Source organism: Caldivirga maquilingensis IC-167, from assembly GCF_000018305.1.
GTDB lineage: Archaea > Thermoproteota > Thermoprotei > Thermoproteales > Thermocladiaceae > Caldivirga > Caldivirga maquilingensis.
This window is the reverse complement of record NC_009954.1, coordinates 2,007,154-2,023,948: the sequence shown is the minus strand read 5'-3', so window position 1 is coordinate 2,023,948 and position 16,795 is coordinate 2,007,154. Positions and strand designations below refer to the sequence as shown.

Here is a 16,795-nt window from a genome sequence, read left to right as displayed (position 1 = left end):
TGGGCCCGCCGGGACTTGAACCCGGGATCTCCCGCGATCTGATGCCATGCATCGTCAGGCGGGCATCCTAACCAAGCTAGACTACGGGCCCTTTAAACGCCAAGTCCATTATGGTTTATAAGTTTTTCCATGAATTAACAATACCTAGTGATTACGTTGCTTAAGCTTACTGCCCTTACTTCGAGGTGCTTTGACTAGTATTCTCACTTGGCTTATTATTTGACTCAGCCTGCGCATTACCTTCAGTTGGTTGAGTTGGTGATGCTGTTGATGCCGCTGGTGCAGCAGCCGCTGAGGCTGCCACTGGTAATTGCCTTTGCGGCCTCTGTTGCCCCCTTAGTATTGGCTTCTTACTCTTCCTCTCATCCTCAGACCTAACCTTAATTATCCCAAGGTAGATTGCGCAGTTGACGCAGTAGGTCTTGGTAATGTAGTACCTTGGCACTATCGCCCCCTGTTTCTCAAGCTCCTTAGCTAAGTCAGTCGGTATTGGTGAGTAGGGTACAGTTACCCTAACTGCCTTTGACCTAGGTATCATTTTACCGCAATTATCGCAGTAAACTATCGACTCCTTACCCTTATCTCCCTTATGTCTCCCCCTGTTTTTCCTCTTCTTAGGCACGAATATCACCATTAAGATCCCAGTATTTAAGTCTTTCCTTAAACTTACCTTGCAACGTCTCCTAGTCAACAATGGTTAAGCCCCTAATTAACTCAAACATAATTCAAATCGGGTTAAGTTATTTAAAGTGTGGTGGGCTTTACTTAACTGCATGAGTAACGTCTTCAAGGATTTAAAGTACGTTGAGGTCTCATTCAAGTGCACGCTCTGTGGATTATGCTGCGTGAACACTAGGATGGAGCTGCTGCCTGAGGATATTGAGAGGATTGAGCAGTTAGGCTATAGTCTCAATTACTTCGCTGAGTTTGATGAGGAATATGGGGTATGGAGGCTTAAGAATATTAATGGTCACTGCGTGTTCTTCGATGAGGCCAGTAAGAAGTGTAGGATTTATGAGAATAGGCCGGTGGGTTGTAGGCTTTACCCACTTAACTACGATGATGATTACGGTGTTGTGGTTGATAAGTACTGTCCCCAATGGGGTACTGTACCAGTGAGTGAGGTTAAGAGGCTTAGGCCTATTGTTGAATTATTCGTTAGGAGGATTAGGGAGACTGATGAATACGTTAGGGTTAAGAGGGCTGGTATTAGGATTCACTTAAGGATTCACTAATACCCAATTATAGTTAATGTGCCTCCCCTACTAAGCTTCACAGGGTTATCTAAAATTACTGAGACGTGGCCGTCCTCAATGTTCACTACTGCCTTAACCTCAACGCCATTGTAGAAGACCCTAATGGACTTACCCATGAAACCACTAAGCGTTATTTTACTAACCTCCACTTCACCAATCCTACCGGTTAACTTAACCTCATGTTCACCGTAGTCCAGTGTCATAACTGACCCAGGTGCAAGCACAGGTCCCCTAATGGGTGTCTTAATTCTTGGGTTTACTGTTATTGACTTATCCCTCCCAATGTACCTGAATCCAGCTAGGGCATTGGGTATATCAAGTGATACCAATGGCCTAAAGTAATGGCCATCACACTCAACGTGGTTCCAGTATAATCCGTAATCAATATACCTATCATGAACACTACGCAGTATTTCTAAGCCCTCGTTAACCAATCCCTCCCATATCATGTGTATTGCAACAGGTATCTCTATACCAGTCCAAGGTGTATCCATTTGTCCACCAACACTATACGGTATTCCAGTACTGTTGAAGTACTTTAAGTCACCGACCAGTGATGGCCTAGGCTTACCTGGGTATGAGGCGTTAATTAAGCCTTCACCCTTCTTAAAGTTATTCCTGTATATTGCCCTTAACATTGAGACTACCTTATCCTTATCCACGGCGTAATCTAAGCCTAAGAGAACCCTGAGGTACCATTCTCCGGTTAAGCCAGCGGTCATTACTGCATTATCCCTAAGGCCACTTACAGGGTCGAACCATAGGTCGAAGTACTCGCCATTCCACAGGTATTTAATGAAGTTACTTAAGGCGATGTTAAAGACTTCACTTAACTTATTGGCGTAGGCCTCATCCCCAGCCTCATTGGCTATGCTTAAAGTAGCCTTTAATGCAGCTATCCATAGGTCTGAGGTGAATGTTGCGATACCCAGTAGGCTCATTGTATCAAACGTATTAACGGTTGTGTGGAAGTACATTGGTCCACTGAAAAGTAGCCTCATTACATCCCTCATCTAACCCCTCCCAAGCTCATTAGCCACCTGTGAGGAGCCTTCATAACCAGATGGTGGAGTATGGTATGGTAGGTTTAACTTGGCTTCATTATGCTGCCTTAACATAGCTTCAATAACAGTCTTTACGCTTCCCCAAATATCCCTAAGGAATAATGAATCCCCAGTCCAGTAGTAGTTGAGTAGGCTTAGTAGTATGAATTCAGGCATTAAATCATTCCTATCGTACCCATCAACACTGCTTTCACTGGCCCTGAAGGCATGAGGCACCCTGCCCGTTGGATCAAGCCCAGTCTTCTCAACTATTGCCCTTACTGTGCTTCTGAATTTCTCAACATCATGCTGTATAGTTGGGTCCTTGGCTAAAGCCTCCCTATATAATCTCATGTTCTCAGGGAAGGCTAATGCAAACAATTCATAGAATGGTGACATTCCAGGCTTAAGAATGAACCCTGAGAATTGGCGACTAACCTTAACTGCTAGATCGGGGTAGAGTAGGGCAACACCAACAATACCCCATAATGCAACGTCAAGTGTTGTTAAGCCGCAGCATCCTGGTCCACCCTCCCAAATAGCGAAGTACCCGTCTTTAGTTAGCCAGGTTGATTTAGGTAACGTGGTTAATTGAGATGATGCTAAGTCAATTATCCACTCATCGTAATTAGTATCGTAGAGTGAGTTCACGAAATCCTTAACATCACTGTAAAGCCTATTAAAGTTCTTAACCGAGTAATCCAATACCCCCTTAATGTTCCTGAATAGGTTCTCGTAGTAGTGGCCGATTAATTCACCATCATTATCAATGTGGTTAGGGTAATACCATGCAATAATGAATACTATTGATGCTGATTCACCGGGCTTAAGTCTAATACTCTTAGTTAGGGCTGAGTATAAGTCAACACCATACGCCTCATCATTAGTAACACCGCTTAATAATCCATCACCCCTGAAATCAACCATTAACCGCCTTAACGCATTAATGAACTCACCCCTATTCCTCTGATTCAACCTAAGCGTCGCAGCTGAGTCGAATCCACCCATTATAACTAACGCTAATTCGCCATTAAACATACCGTGGGTCTTCGGGATACTTAACCCATTGAAGCTAACCCCACTATAACCCTCCCCCTCGATTAACTTATTAACAACACCGGCGCCCTCATTAATCCTATGCGGATTCCTCATAACGCCCATTAATGATAACTCCACTGTGGTCCTCCCCTTATTCACTAGGTTGAATTTAAGGAAGGCAGCTGGTATCGCTGAGTCATTAACGTTACCCGGTATTAATGATCCAAAGGCCTCCAATTCCACGCCAACCCCATGCTCCTCCAGGGAGGGGTCTATGAACTTGAGTATAGCCATGGGTGGCTTACCCGTGAATTCAATTTCCCTAACTGGCCTAAACCAAGGCATGTGATATGGGTGAATCACGGCGCTTGGCCCACATCCCCTGTAGGTTAAGTCCTGGTCAGTCTCAACCCAGAAGCCTGTTTTAAGTAGCCTAACCAATGGTTCAGAACCCTCTGGGGCTATCCTAATCATGAAGGCTAGGTCTGAGTCATTAACGTAGAACTCCGGTTCACCGTAGTTACTCCACTTCCTATTATTGAATATTAACCATTCCTTAAAGGATCCATCAGGCCAAATCTCAATCGAACCCGTGCCTAAGCCACCAAGCGGTATACCTGAGGAGAATTTGGATGCGTAAACCCTCATGGATTAGAGCACAGTGCAGTTATTTTAATGCATTCCTTCACTTGAATTTAACGGACACCCTGTAGTCATTAACCTTATCCCTAGCCCTCTCCCTCAACTCCCTATGCCTACTTAGGAATGACTTAACCTTATCATAAAGCATTAGCTTACATTCCCCGCAGAGGAGCCTACCACCCCTGCAGTCGTCGTAAATCTTCTTAACTGCCTCATCATTTTCATCAATGAGCATGTGATACTTGTAGACTGGGCATGAATCCGGGTTACCGCCTAATCTACGTTGAAGCTCAACTGTTGGTTGACCACCGGTGAAGGCGTTCATTATCTTCCTCCTAACTTCCCTTTCATCATCATTAACGTAGAGTGCTGAGTCTGGGTTGGAGGCACTCATCTTATCCTCACCGGTTAATCCTGGGAGGAATTTACTGTATAATGTGGCTGGCTTAGGGTAATTGAGGGATTCAGCAACATCCCTAGCAAGCCTGAAGTACGGGTCCTGGTCTATGGCGGTTGGTATTAATACTGGGGTTTCCTTACCGAATAATTCAGTTGGCAGGAAGGCTACGGCTATTTCAATGGCTGGGAAGAAGGCGGCACCAATGTTGTTTGAATCAGTGAAGCCGAAGGTATTCTTAACAGTGGATAAGGTGAGCTTCTTAGCAACCTTAACGGCTATCTTATAGAGGTACTTAATATCATCGGAATCCACGATTATGTGTAACTTATCAGGCGTGAAGCCGAGGGCTATTAGGCTTAGGGCATTATCGTAAGCCAACCTATTAGTCTCCTCAAGCGTGTAACCCTCCCTAACCAGGAATTTCTCATCATCAGTGAGTTCAAAGAAGTACTGTACATTAAACTTATCCACAAACCACTTAGTAAGTATCCAAGGCACCAGGTGACCAACGTGGAGGTCACCGCTTGGGCCCCTACCATTGTATAGGGCCCATGACTCACCCAGCTTAGCCCTATTCAATATCTCCCTAAACCCCCTATGCGCATAGAAGAAGCCCCTCCTGATTAAGTAATGTACATCGCCACTTGTTAAATCCTTAAGTAGGTTTAAGTCATCCTCAGTTAATAATTGAACCCCGAATTCTTTAGCTAACCTTAAGTAATCCACCTTACCCTTAACCTCCCATGGGGTGACAGCATACTCCTGACCCAGATAAGAATCACCGAAGACGCCCACTATTAGGTGTATAAAAGTATTTCATTCATTGGAATACTAGGCTTAATGTTTAGGCATGGGTTAAGGCTAATAACCTTTGCTCGGTAATATGCAATTAATGTTCAATGATTTAAAAACCGTAGGTAATGTTAAACCAAGTAACGTAGGCTTAATATTTTTAAACACTTAACGTGAACGTTAGGCATTATGAGTAATGAAGTTGTGATAGTGGGGTATGTGAGGACCCCCATAGGTAAGTTCGGTGGTTCACTTAAGAGTGTTAAATCACCTCACTTGGCTGCTGAGTCGATAAGGGCATTATTAAGGAGGACTAAGGTTGATTCAAGTATGATTGATGAGGTTATATTCGGCTCAACATTACAGGGTGGGATGGGGCAGAATATTTCCCGCTACGCAGCATTACTGGCTGGTTTACCGAATTCAGTCAGTGCCTATACGGTTAATAGGGTTTGTTCATCAGGTATGCAGGCAATTATTGATGCTTACAGGGAATTAGTGCTTGGTGATGCATCACTTATTATTGCTGGGGGTGTTGACTCAATGAGTACTCAACCAATAGCATTACCCAGCGAGTATAGGTGGGGTGTTAAGCACTTCATAGCTAAGACTATTCAACCAATAGACCTAATGGTTTACGATGGTTTAATAGATCCAGTAACAATGATGATTATGGGGCAGGAGGCTGACTTAGTGGCTAAGGAGAATGAGTTAACTAGGGATGAGTTAGATAATTACGCCTACATGAGCCACATGAGGGCTGTTAAGGCCACTGAGGGTAAGTTATTCAAGGAGATTGAGCCAATAGACACAACAATAGAGGGTGAGAGGGTTAAGCTTGATCACGATGAGGGAATAAGGCCTGATACAAGCCTAGAGAAGCTTAAGGCCCTTAAACCAGCCTTCACCCCAAATGGATTCCACACAGCCGGTAACTCATCGCAGTTGAGCGACGGGGCTGCGGCATTATTATTAACAACAATGGATAAGGCCAAGGAAATGGGGTTAAGGCCAGTGGCTAAGATACTTGGTTACGCATGGTACATGATTGAGCCAAGGAGGTTCACCGAGGCGCCGACGTACGTTATAGATAAGGTACTTAGGAAACTCAACCTAAGCATTAACTCCGTTGACTACTTTGAGGTTAATGAAGCCTTCGCAGTGGTTAACGTACTGGTTAATAAGAGGCTTGGTGTACCGTACGATAAGATGAACATATTCGGTGGCGCAATAGCCATCGGCCACCCCCTAGGCGCCAGTGGGGCTAGGATAGTGACTACCCTGTTAACCGGCCTTGAGCACACTGGTGGTAGAATCGGTGTTGCTGCCCTATGCCACGGCACTGGGGGAGCCACTGCACTAGTTGTTGAGAGACTGTGATTAAACTACCCTTTACTCATTTAGGATTATTATTTCCTCATTAAACAACCAATATTGCTTCATTAACATTGTTAATAATCCTCCATGAATCATCACCACCAGTTTACGTACAGCTTAACTCCCTATACCCCTCATCATAGTAATACCTAGGTGGTTTATCGCATTACCCATTAATGATTCACCAAGGGTATTACCCAGTAATCCTAGTTATTAATCATTTCACTGTACTCACCCATGTAATTACCATAACGTGATACACCATGGTTCTCATCCAGCATCCATTAAATACCTTTAGGTTGATATCTCAAAATTCATCCTTATTCGGCATTGGGTAATTACTGGTAATCAGTCGATGGCTTCTTGAGTAATACCCTTAGGGGCCTTAGGGTAAGTTTATTCTTAAAGTATGCTCTTGCATCGTAGAAAATTATGTTGTTGTATGGGCATGCCTCAACGCAGTCGCCAACACCAATGCATGTTGATGACTTATAGTAACCCTTCTTAATGAAGCTTCCAGGCATATTGGAGTTACCCACTGGGCATGCCTTGGCGCAGTCCTTAGTCTTGCATTCGATGCATAATCCAGGATCCTTAACCACTAGTTTAAACAACCCCAACCTACCCACAGCCTGGTTGAATAAGCCCCAGTGGCACCAGCCGTAGGTTACGCAATTATACGTACCCAGTATTGGGGCCAGTGCGAAGGAAATGTACCATAGGAAGCCGAAGAGGAGTAGGTAAAGGAAGATTAATGGGTCTTCCCCATTAATGTAAAACCTCAAGTGGCCTAATTGATCCATTAATGACAAGTATGCTAAAACACCCAAGGCACCGTATATTAACACTGCATTAATTATCCTAACACTGTGAATTAACCCACGTCTACTACCCCTTAATGGGTTCATGGGGCTAGTCTTCAACTTATTGTAGAATGTGCCCTGCCACATGTAGGATGCTGAACAGGTTACGGAGCATAATTGCCTGGAGCCGAATAATAACGATAACACTGCATTAATAACGTATGTGCCTATTATTGCGGTAAGTAGCATTGGAGACAGTGGGCCAGCTGTACCCAGACCCATGCTCCAGTATAGGTACGGGTACTTGATTAACCAGCTTGGTAGGAAGCTGGGTACGTAGACTGTGTATAACCAGTATGCCAGGAACATGAGCATGAACCTAACCTTATTCTCAAGGTGCTTAAGCTCCCTAAACCTACTTAATACCAGCCAACCCATCTCCGCACCCATCATTATTAGAAAGCCTGGTGATAGTGTTAATGCTGAGGTTAGGGTTATTAGGTTTATTATTAATGCGCCCAGTGAATTATTAATACTAAGGAGTCTAGCAACACCAATAGGGTTCAACCAACCAGCTTGAATAGATACGACACCACCCATGAGAGCCTCGGATATGAATACTAGTAGCAGTAGTGCTGTTAATGAATAGGGTTTGGTTATCCAGGCTAGTGGCCTTGGATTAACCTCAGAGTGCACGTACATGTATAGGTAGAATGCCATATCGACTAATAGTGATAACCCGTAGTACCGCCAGTAGGTGTTGTTTAGTAGTCCAAGGAATTGAATAAGCATCATGATGCCCATCATGGTTACTGAACCCAATGAGAAGACGAGATCCCAGTGGGTTAGTATGCTTTTCCTATACATGTAATCAAGGATAACCACTACGGCTATCGTCATTAATACCGCTGAGGCATATATGCTTAATGCTGGCCAATAACTGAAGTTGAATGATAATGGGTTAAACACCATGTTTAGTATTAGGACTGGGGCTAACCTACCAATTATGTTCCTGGGCTTAATTAGTGTGTAGCTTAACAATGCCTCCATGGTCATTGGTATTGTGAACCACGGTGAATTCAACGCATTCACAGGTAACATCCTAGTAACCCCAGTTAGGTAGGCGTATGTTAGGCTCATTAGGTACTCTGCAATTAGAATCAACCCAGTAACCAATGCATTAACAAATGGCGAATACACGTTGCGTTTACCACCACTGCCCGTGGTGATTAGAATAAGCCAAGAGACCATGGTCACGTTGGAGACTAAAATGGCGGTGAACAATGAGTACATGGATTTATTCAACAGGTAGTAGAGGGCTAAACCATACATTAGGCTCATTGAGACTAATATGTATAGGATCCATAGTAACCTATGCAGGTTTAATTCATTCTTTAATATGAAGTTCTTGTAGAAGCGTAGTGTTACGGCTATGGTTAACACCATTCCAGCTGCCCCACCGTAAGTGAAGTAGGCTAGCCATAGGTTCATTCAGTCACCTTAGGTGGGTAAGCTATGTAGCGGTAGAGGGCAATTACCTCACCAAACACTATTAAGCCCACGCCAACCAATGCCCCAGCCACCTGGGAATCCTTGGGGGTTAGGTATGGTGCAATACGCCAGAATACAGCCATTATCGCTATCTCAACGGCTGTGAGAACAATTAAGGCTAGTGTCGCGTAAGCCCTCTTTAAAGCAATCTCCTTAGCCTTAGACTTAAGATCAGTGACCGTACCCGCGGTGACCGTGCCATTATACCTCTTCAACTGGTTTACCCAGATCCTCCTAACAGCAAGTAAACCACCTATTATCACCACTGTGGGTGGTAGTGTTATTAAAGCCACAATGGATGGCGGTATAATAACACCTGGTGTTAATGCGCCTAGAACAGAGTATAGGCTTAACCATACGACGAGCAGCCAAACCATGACTATGGTGAACCCTATTCTATCAAGTGGATGAAGCTTATCACTACGGTCTAGGAACGGTAGTAGGAGTAGGAAGAGTAATGGTATAATGCCACCTACCGTAACAGCCACGGCCGCACCCTGAGTACCTGAGAATGCCGGTATTCCGAAGTCAACGATCTTGTAGACGTAGAGGAAGAACCAAAGTGGGTATGGTGGTATTGAGGCTGCCTGTGGGCTTGTTGGTGGTGGGCCAGGTAGTGGTGAGAAGAGTATTGGTATTGAGTTGGGTGGTAGCATTAGTAGTATTGATGGTATCAGTATTATGAAGCCCCATGTCCAGAATAATATAGCCACAGTGTAGAGGAAGTTCCTAGGCCACCAGGGCGGTACCTTAGACTTATCGTAAAGCGCCGGCGCCCTGTAGCCATGTCTCCTGGGGTCTGGCATTATACCATGCTGCTCAGCCAAACCCAGGTGAAGGAGGAGCAGTAGCATTAGGAGTGCTGCCAGTATTATATGCCAGGCCAAGACCCTGGTATACTGCTCAATCTCACTACCGGTCCCGAAGAGTATTGTTAATATTGTGCTGCCGCCTGGGAATCCTTGGATTAAACCCTTAGCCACATCAGCGCCATCGACAGATAATGTGTCACCGATGAGTGAGTAGCCGAAGAAGGCTATGCCGAAGGTTACTGCACCCATTATTACTCCAATGAACCATTGAAGCTCCCTAGGCCTCTTATAAGAACCCTCGAAGTAGTTCCTAAACATGTGAACAAGCATTAGGAATATCATTACATAGGCTCCGTATAGGTGAGAGGCCAGCAGTACCTTACCCCATATCGTGTTGTTTATTAGGCTCATGGTTGAGTCATAGGGATTACTGGGCTGGTAGTAGAGTAGTAGTATTAAACCGGTTACCACCTGCCAGAAGAAGGCTGAGGCCACTAGGCCACCGGTCCAATACCTTAAACTAAGCATGTAATCAGGAACACCAACCAACGGTAACTCACTTAACCTAGTTCTCTCCTCAAGCCACTTCTCAATACTAAAGCCTCTAACGCTATTTATAATGCTTCTAATCCTATTACTAGCATTATTCACTGCATCACGAAGACCCATACCCATCACCCTGAACACTGGGTTAACTTACCTAGATTAGAAACAATGGTTGATACTGAACCAGCCGCACTACCACCCTGTAGGTCCCCTATTGGGTTGTTTATTGTGTTGTTTGTGGGTGTGTTGAAGCCTGGGTGCCCGTATATTACTGGTCCTATCATTTTCACTGCGTATAATTCATCAGTGCTTGAATCCCATTCAAGAACCACAGCCGGTAAAGGCCTTACTGTTGGCCCAGTAACCACAGCACCACCCTTATATGGGTCGTATGTGGATCCGTGGCATAGGCAGTGGATGACACCCTTAAGGTTACCGGCTGATGTTGCTGCTGGTTGACAGTTTGATGCATTTGGGTAGAAGCTCATTAATGGCATTTGGCAACCCAAGTGCTGACATATTCCACTATATGCAACAATTGACTTATATGGACCTACTCCACCTGGGAATTCATATGATGCACCAGTCTGAGGAACAACAACAGTAGTGGGAGGAACCTCCACAGGCCTACCAGAGGAGTCGCCGAGATTAAGCAGCATATTAGGCTCATTACTAAGGGGGTAGGGAAATGATAGGATGACTTGAGTATTCACGGGTATTTGGGAGGCCTTAACAGGGTTACCGTTCTCATCCACCAGCAGTAGTCTTGGGAATGATGTGAGGCCGGTTTCAGGTGGTATTATCTGCTCCACCACCGGTGGTAGGGCGCTTGCCAGCATCGCCACACCGGCTAGGGTTACTAGGACTTTTAGGAAATTCCTCCTACCTTGGTTAACATTATCCCCCATCATTGACCACCCGATGCCACAATGCGTTCAGCCTCCTGCTCAGCCATTATTCTAATGCGCTTAATCACAAGTTCATTGAATAGTTTAACGGCAAAGATCCCCTGGGCAATGCCAAGTATTATTGCGAAGATTACCCCGATTAAGTCAAGGTTTGTCACCGGTATCCCGTACACGGTAAGCATGTAGTGGTAGGCGTACCTCCTAGGTACACCTAACACACCCTCAGCGAACCACGTGTTAACGAACCCAAACCCACCCACCAAGGTCATCCAGAAGTGAACCTTACTCCACTTATCGTACAGGTTAACCCATGGGTATGCCTTAGGCACTAGGTAGTATATGAGGGCTATGGCCACCATGGCTATGTTTAAAAGCGCCATTGTGTGGAAGTGAGCCACGACCCATAGGGTATTATGTAGGTATAGGTTCCATGCCACAATAGCCTGAGCCACACCGGAGTAACCAGCCTCAAGCCAGGCGAACATGGCGATTAGACTGAACATGTATGGGGGAGTCATCTTAATACCACTCCTCCACATCATTGCTAATAACGCGAAAACTGAAACAGCAGACACTATGGATATGCCCATTGTTGACAGCTGGCTCATTAAATTCACTGGGAGTGGTTCAAATGGGTATAGGTATAGGTGGTGAACCCATACGAGTAGATTCGTGACTGTAGCCAGTACCCAAATAGCCCCGGTAACAGTGTATCCAAGCCAATCCCTATTGCTACCTAGCTCGAAGAGTAGATACAGTGCTGCAACAGCCGGGAATAGTAATTGGTATACTATTGGGTGGCCGAAGAACCAAAACATGTTATCGGCAAGCCCCACGTTAATGCCGAAGTTAGGGTTAACGGTGGAGCCAATGAACATGACCAGTAGTAGCGCTGCCAATGGTGGTGTGGCAACCAGCATATCAATGGCGTTGGCTATTAATGGGAATACTGAGGCGTCAAGCCTATGTGGATTAGCCTTAACTACACCCAATCCATCAAGTCCAATACCCCTGGCCATAGCCATGAATCCCTTCTTAATGGAGGACCATGACCTAACACCGCCTCCACCCCATTGAACTAGGACTGCTATGACCTCAATACAGTAGAATATTAATGCTAATCCAAGTAATAATTCCCCAAGTGAGAAGGCTGCAACACTCCAATTAGTCCACTGGTCTTGCACAGAGTAGAGTGGTAGGGGGTATAGGAAGTACCAACCAGCCCCAAAGTTCCCGTAAAGCCCACTAATGCCTATTAATGCAAACCCCAGTACTAGGAGCCAGTAAATAACGTTAATGAACCTGTAGTGAAGATCCCTCCTAAGCGCCTTAGCTAACACATACCAGGTTAGGCCAAAGGCACCGAAGGTGCCTAGGCCTAGGAACATGAATTGACCATGCACAGTCATCATAGTGTAGAAGGCTGAGTCACCAACGTTAACCAAGTTAGCTTGCTGACTCCTCATGGTTAAGCCAAGTAAACCACCTGCAAGGAATACACCGAGCCATGTGAATAAGTACTTAAGTGATACTCTAGCTGCCCTAGTCTCAGGATCCATACTGCTGGATACTTCTTGACCCATAGACATGTCGTGATTTAATGGCGTCTACTTAAAAACACGTACACGTCTGTTACTTGCAGTATGGAAACCGGGAAAAGGCTTAAAGCAGTGTGATGATTATCGGTGATATGACTATACCCACATACGCTGGTAATGTGGGGCTTGGTCCAGATACCATTGCCGGTATATTCATTGCGGCACTCTTAGTTTCACTATTCTTCATAGTGTGGGTTGCTAGGAATGCTAAGAGGAATATGAGTGATGAGGAGTACGCCGCCTATAGGCATAGGATAGAGAGGCTGGAGAAGATTTGGGTTGTTTTAGTAATAGTAGCATTAATAATACCTAATGTAATAACCTTCCAATACACACCACAGGTGGTAACCGGCAACACACTGGCTGGTCTAGGGGTTAATATGAGTGCCCTTAAGACAGCATGCCCCACAGTACCCCCGGGTAATTATCAGAATGCCTGTACAAGCACATTGCAGAGCGATATTCAGCAATTATTACCTCTACAGAATGAGGGTAAGATTATGATTGTTGTGGTGATTGCTGGGCAGTGGTATTGGCATTTCTACACAGTAGCCCCCAATGGTAGCCTAGTGTTCACCAGTAATTTAACTGTTCCAGCTGGGAAGCCAGTGGTGTTCCTCATGACCTCTGTTGATGTTAATCATGACTTCGGCGCCTATGATGAGAACGGTAACCTACTCTTCCAGTACCAGGTGTCACCGGATTACGTGTCAGTGTTCACGTATGTGTTCAATATTCCTGAACCTATAATAGTTAGGTGCCTTGAGTACTGTGGTCCAGGTCATTGGGCCATGGTCTCGCAATTCACTGTGAATGTGGTATAGGTGGTTAATCATGTTTAATCCCAGGCCTGGTGTAAGTAGGACCGTGGTTTACATTATACTTGTGGCTGTTGTAGCCGTGATAGTTGGCCTAATACCCATGCTTTACCTCTACATGCCCCATAAGTCAACTGCAGTAACAGTATCCAGTAGCACATCAACAACCACAGTAACCACTACTACGAGTACTACTACTTTAACAACTTCAACAACCACTGTTACCTCAACGAGCACAACAACCTCCACTGTTTCACTTAATCCTTACGTTCAATTCTTTCAATCAACCCCAGTGGGGCCTGTGACGTTAAGCCCGAGTCAAGTTACTCAACTGGAGTCCTACATGCCGCCTAATGTTAAGGTTATATCATCTAATAACACTATAGTGTTTAACTCAACAACAGTCTACATACTGGTTCTGGCTGGTCCATCAAGCAACTACCTCTCATTCCAGGTATTCAACCTAACTAACCCAACCATAGTGGTTCCCAAGGGTGCTACAGTTAAGATAACTGTACTTGATGTTAGTGTCCTGCCGCATAGCTTTGGCTTAGTATCCAAGGGGCCACCCTACTCAGCATCCATAACACCTGACCAGTATCCACCACCATTCCCAGGGTCACAGATGCCTCAATCAATACTTGTTAATGGCTTAACACCAGCATCCTCAAGTAGTATTAGTGGTTACGTTATTGAGTTTAATGCCACAACACCAGGCGTGTACTGGTACATTTGCTTCGTGCCGGGTCACGCTGCCTCAGGAATGTACGGTAAGTTCATTGTGCTTGGATAAGCATCATGATTTCAACACCACTGCCTCAAATCGTAACAGCATCAGTGGTAGTATTGGAGTTGGGTGTAACCGTATTATACGTATTCGTGATTTCCAATGAAAGGCTATGCAGCATTATATACGCCTCCCTCATCTCCTCAATAACCACCGCCTTATTCTTCGTAAACCCACTGGTGGCGCTCCTTACGGCGCCGTTAATCACGCTATCGGTGTTTATTAAATCATGTAATCCCTGGGGTAGATCCATCATGGTGACTCTTAGTGAGGCTATGATGAATGTGGTGTATCTGGAGGTTCTCTTTGGGTCAATAAGCGGATTACTGTTAATAGTACCTCAGGTTCAGTTGGGTTACTGGTATGTGAATAATCCAATTGCCAATGCCGTGGGTGTGTTGAGTGAGGGTGTGAATTCACTAATGTTCATACTAATGGCATTAATAACCCTAATACCTATAAGGGATAGGATAAGTAAGTACTTAATTGCGGCATTATTCCTGGCATTACTACTGAATCCGGGGGATTGGGTAGACTTACCCACATTACCCATAGTAGCGCTTTTAATATCACCCTATAAGGGCCCCGGGGCTACCATAGCCTACATGATAGTGAACCTAAAGACTATTACCGTATACGTAAATTATGCAGTGACAGTGGTAGTAACTTTATTAATATTACCTAGGTTAATGAATAGGCCAACCATCAATGATTACCTAATACTAGTCACAGCACTCTTAAGTGCTGTGGGTGACTTAGTTTACTTCACGCTGCTCTCCATGATTGTGAGGACATTATTCATACTAGTAATCATAATAGTCATATTATCAATGGCGTTACAAAACAGGTTAAACAAGACTGTGAGTACCAGTACTTGGATAACACCAATAATGTACATTATTACAGCCCTAGCATACACGGCATCAGTAATAGAGGCGGCAAACCCTGCATCACCAATAGTACCAGTGATTATTAGCGCCGTGGCGTCTCCATTATTCTACATACCGCTCGCAATTATGATAGTGAGAACAATAACCATTAAGTAAACTTAAAAATGCAACGATTCCATCCTGCCCCCTACTAGATTAATTCCCTATTTACGTCTTCATGACTAGTTTGAAGCCTGAATTCGTGGCTCTGTTGATTCATTGGGAATTCAGTCATTAAATGCTTAAGTACCGGGGGTGATACTTAGTATCTGGGGTGATACTATGTTATTCAGCACAGAGCCCAAGACGTCGCTTAGTGAATTGTTTGATAGGGAGATGGAGATTGAAAGGTTTAGGATGGGAATTAATGAAAGGCTTGTTCTGGTTTTAGGTTTAAGAAGGGTTGGTAAGTCTAGTCTCATACTTTCCGTACTAAATTCCATGGGCATTGACTATGTATTCATAGATGTTAGGAAGTTATTTGATGAGGTTTCTAAGAAAATACCAGGTGAAAGATTATACGAGGAGTTGAGAATAGCCTTAAGTAGAATGAGCCTTAGTGAGAGGGTTAGGGGGGTCTTGAGCAGCATTAACCTATCACTGGGTACGGTGGGTGTTAGACTTTCCATGGCTGAGATTAGGGGTACTATTACTAGTATTCTCGAGGCGCTTAACAGCCTTGGTAGGAGGATTGTGCTTGTTTTTGATGAAGCCCAGTACCTCAGATACTCCACTATTGGTCTTAGATCAATACTAGCATATACTTACGATCACCTTAGTAACATAACACTGGTGCTAACAGGTAGTGAGGTTGGGCTCCTTCATGACTTCCTGGGGATGGATGACCCATCCTCGGAGCTTTACGGTAGATACTACCTAAGTATTGAACTTAAGCCCTTCACTAGGGATCAGTCCATTGAATTCCTCAAGCGTGGGTTTAAGGAATTGAATGTATCCGTTGATGACTCAATCATAGTCAAGGCTGTGGATGAATTGGACGGCATAGTGGGTTGGCTTGTTTACTTCGGTAAGCTCTACCTGGATAGGGGTGTTGATGCTATTTATGAGGTTAAGGAGATGGGTGCCAAGATGGTTATGCGCGAGGTTGAGGAGTTATTCAATAGGAGTCAGTATTACAAGTATATAATGGAGGCCATAGCCACCCTGGGTAGGGCCAGGTGGGTTGATGTGAATAGATACGTAACAGCTAAGGTTGGTAGGAGGCCTACGAACGCTACCCTGTCTAGGAACTTAAATAACTTGATTAAAATGGGCTTTGTAATTAAGAATGGTGATTACTACATGATTCAGGATCCAATGATCAGGTATGCAGTAATCAAAGTCGCCACCTAATTCACTAATATTCACAGATCCTTAGATAAATGATTATTAACGCATAAACACTACCCCGCACGTCTAAATCTTTCAATGATTAATCTAATTCCCCCAGTCTTAATGCATGTGTCTACCATTAACTTCCAGGCATTATCATTGT

General features: G+C 44.5%; 13 protein-coding genes, 1 tRNA gene and 1 pseudogene. 6 read left to right on the top strand and 9 right to left on the bottom strand.

Annotated features, from left to right (window positions below; translation table 11 throughout):
* Together CMAQ_RS10010 and CMAQ_RS11020 are read right to left on the bottom strand one after the other, a co-directional pair.
* Positions 1-91: transfer RNA gene (locus CMAQ_RS10010), tRNA-Val, on the bottom strand.
* Positions 92-340: 249 nt separating this feature from the next.
* Positions 341-622: pseudogene (locus CMAQ_RS11020) on the bottom strand (30S ribosomal protein S26e); the annotation flags it as partial.
* Between the two features lie 151 nt (positions 623-773).
* Here CMAQ_RS11020 and CMAQ_RS10000 point away from each other — a divergent pair.
* A complete protein-coding gene (locus CMAQ_RS10000; protein ID WP_012186979.1) occupies positions 774-1,235 on the top strand; it encodes a YkgJ family cysteine cluster protein in 462 nt (153 codons plus the stop codon).
* Here the strand turns inward: CMAQ_RS10000 and CMAQ_RS09995 are convergent.
* Genes CMAQ_RS09995 through CMAQ_RS09985 form a run of 3 tightly spaced genes read right to left on the bottom strand, consistent with a single transcriptional unit; the run spans position 1,232 to position 5,174 of the window.
* Positions 1,232-2,269, bottom strand: a complete 1,038-nt coding sequence (locus tag CMAQ_RS09995) for a GH116 family glycosyl hydrolase (protein WP_048062819.1) — start codon at positions 2,267-2,269, stop codon at positions 1,232-1,234. The genes CMAQ_RS10000 and CMAQ_RS09995 overlap by 4 nt on opposite strands.
* A complete protein-coding gene (locus tag CMAQ_RS09990) occupies positions 2,270-3,985 on the bottom strand; it encodes a GH116 family glycosyl-hydrolase (protein ID WP_048062818.1) in 1,716 nt (571 codons plus the stop codon).
* A gap of 37 nt (positions 3,986-4,022) precedes the next feature.
* Complete coding sequence (locus tag CMAQ_RS09985; RefSeq protein WP_012186978.1) at positions 4,023-5,174, bottom strand: tryptophan--tRNA ligase; 1,152 nt, start codon at positions 5,172-5,174, stop codon at positions 4,023-4,025.
* Positions 5,175-5,360: 186 nt separating this feature from the next.
* On the opposite strand from CMAQ_RS09985, the gene CMAQ_RS09980 reads away from it, so the two are divergent.
* Positions 5,361-6,551, top strand: a complete 1,191-nt coding sequence (locus CMAQ_RS09980) for a thiolase family protein (protein ID WP_012186977.1) — start codon at positions 5,361-5,363, stop codon at positions 6,549-6,551.
* Positions 6,552-6,886: 335 nt separating this feature from the next.
* Here the strand turns inward: CMAQ_RS09980 and CMAQ_RS09975 are convergent, their stop codons facing one another.
* The 4 genes from CMAQ_RS09975 to CMAQ_RS09960 are packed head-to-tail and all read right to left on the bottom strand — an operon-like array spanning position 6,887 to position 12,757.
* Positions 6,887-8,842 carry a 4Fe-4S binding protein gene (locus CMAQ_RS09975; protein WP_012186976.1) on the bottom strand — a complete coding sequence of 652 codons (1,956 nt, stop codon included), beginning with the start codon at positions 8,840-8,842 and terminating at the stop codon, positions 6,887-6,889.
* Entirely contained in the window at positions 8,839-10,383 is a 1,545-nt protein-coding gene (locus CMAQ_RS09970) for a cytochrome b (protein ID WP_012186975.1), read from the bottom strand. The genes CMAQ_RS09975 and CMAQ_RS09970 overlap by 4 nt, the downstream gene beginning before the upstream one ends.
* 5 nt (positions 10,384-10,388) lie before the next feature.
* On the bottom strand, positions 10,389-11,171 hold the full coding sequence (locus CMAQ_RS09965) for a Rieske 2Fe-2S domain-containing protein (protein WP_012186974.1): 783 nt from the start codon (positions 11,169-11,171) through the stop codon (positions 10,389-10,391).
* Positions 11,168-12,757, bottom strand: coding sequence for a cbb3-type cytochrome c oxidase subunit I (locus CMAQ_RS09960; protein ID WP_012186973.1), 1,590 nt, complete (start codon positions 12,755-12,757; stop codon positions 11,168-11,170). The genes CMAQ_RS09965 and CMAQ_RS09960 overlap by 4 nt, the downstream gene beginning before the upstream one ends.
* 101 nt (positions 12,758-12,858) lie before the next feature.
* Between CMAQ_RS09960 and CMAQ_RS10495 the strand changes: the two genes are divergently transcribed.
* The 4 genes from CMAQ_RS10495 (at position 12,859) to CMAQ_RS09940 (ending at position 16,653) form a co-directional block, all read left to right on the top strand.
* A complete protein-coding gene (locus CMAQ_RS10495) occupies positions 12,859-13,590 on the top strand; it encodes a cupredoxin domain-containing protein (RefSeq protein WP_012186972.1) in 732 nt (243 codons plus the stop codon).
* 10 nt (positions 13,591-13,600) lie between these two features.
* On the top strand, positions 13,601-14,377 hold the full coding sequence (locus CMAQ_RS09950; protein WP_012186971.1) for a sulfocyanin-like copper-binding protein: 777 nt from the start codon (positions 13,601-13,603) through the stop codon (positions 14,375-14,377).
* Positions 14,378-14,382: 5 nt separating this feature from the next.
* On the top strand, positions 14,383-15,417 hold the full coding sequence (locus CMAQ_RS09945) for a hypothetical protein (RefSeq protein WP_012186970.1): 1,035 nt from the start codon (positions 14,383-14,385) through the stop codon (positions 15,415-15,417).
* A gap of 165 nt (positions 15,418-15,582) precedes the next feature.
* Positions 15,583-16,653 carry an AAA family ATPase gene (locus tag CMAQ_RS09940; protein WP_012186969.1) on the top strand — a complete coding sequence of 357 codons (1,071 nt, stop codon included), beginning with the start codon at positions 15,583-15,585 and terminating at the stop codon, positions 16,651-16,653.
* The last annotated feature ends 142 nt before the right edge of the window (positions 16,654-16,795 follow it).

Bases quoted from the DNA above. Each gene is read 5' to 3' on its own strand.
- CMAQ_RS10000 (WP_012186979.1), top strand. From the start codon at position 774: ATGAGTAACGTCTTCAAGGATTTAAAGTACGTTGAGGTCTCATTCAAG.
- CMAQ_RS09995 (WP_048062819.1), bottom strand. From the start codon at position 2,269: ATGAGGGATGTAATGAGGCTACTTTTCAGTGGACCAATGTACTTCCAC.
- CMAQ_RS09990 (WP_048062818.1), bottom strand. From the start codon at position 3,985: ATGAGGGTTTACGCATCCAAATTCTCCTCAGGTATACCGCTTGGTGGC.
- CMAQ_RS09980 (WP_012186977.1), top strand. From the start codon at position 5,361: ATGAGTAATGAAGTTGTGATAGTGGGGTATGTGAGGACCCCCATAGGT.
- CMAQ_RS09975 (WP_012186976.1), bottom strand. From the start codon at position 8,842: ATGAACCTATGGCTAGCCTACTTCACTTACGGTGGGGCAGCTGGAATG.
- CMAQ_RS09970 (WP_012186975.1), bottom strand. From the start codon at position 10,383: ATGGGTCTTCGTGATGCAGTGAATAATGCTAGTAATAGGATTAGAAGC.
- CMAQ_RS09965 (WP_012186974.1), bottom strand. From the start codon at position 11,171: ATGATGGGGGATAATGTTAACCAAGGTAGGAGGAATTTCCTAAAAGTC.
- CMAQ_RS09960 (WP_012186973.1), bottom strand. From the start codon at position 12,757: ATGTCTATGGGTCAAGAAGTATCCAGCAGTATGGATCCTGAGACTAGG.
- CMAQ_RS10495 (WP_012186972.1), top strand. From the start codon at position 12,859: ATGACTATACCCACATACGCTGGTAATGTGGGGCTTGGTCCAGATACC.
- CMAQ_RS09950 (WP_012186971.1), top strand. From the start codon at position 13,601: ATGTTTAATCCCAGGCCTGGTGTAAGTAGGACCGTGGTTTACATTATA.
- CMAQ_RS09945 (WP_012186970.1), top strand. From the start codon at position 14,383: ATGATTTCAACACCACTGCCTCAAATCGTAACAGCATCAGTGGTAGTA.
- CMAQ_RS09940 (WP_012186969.1), top strand. From the start codon at position 15,583: ATGTTATTCAGCACAGAGCCCAAGACGTCGCTTAGTGAATTGTTTGAT.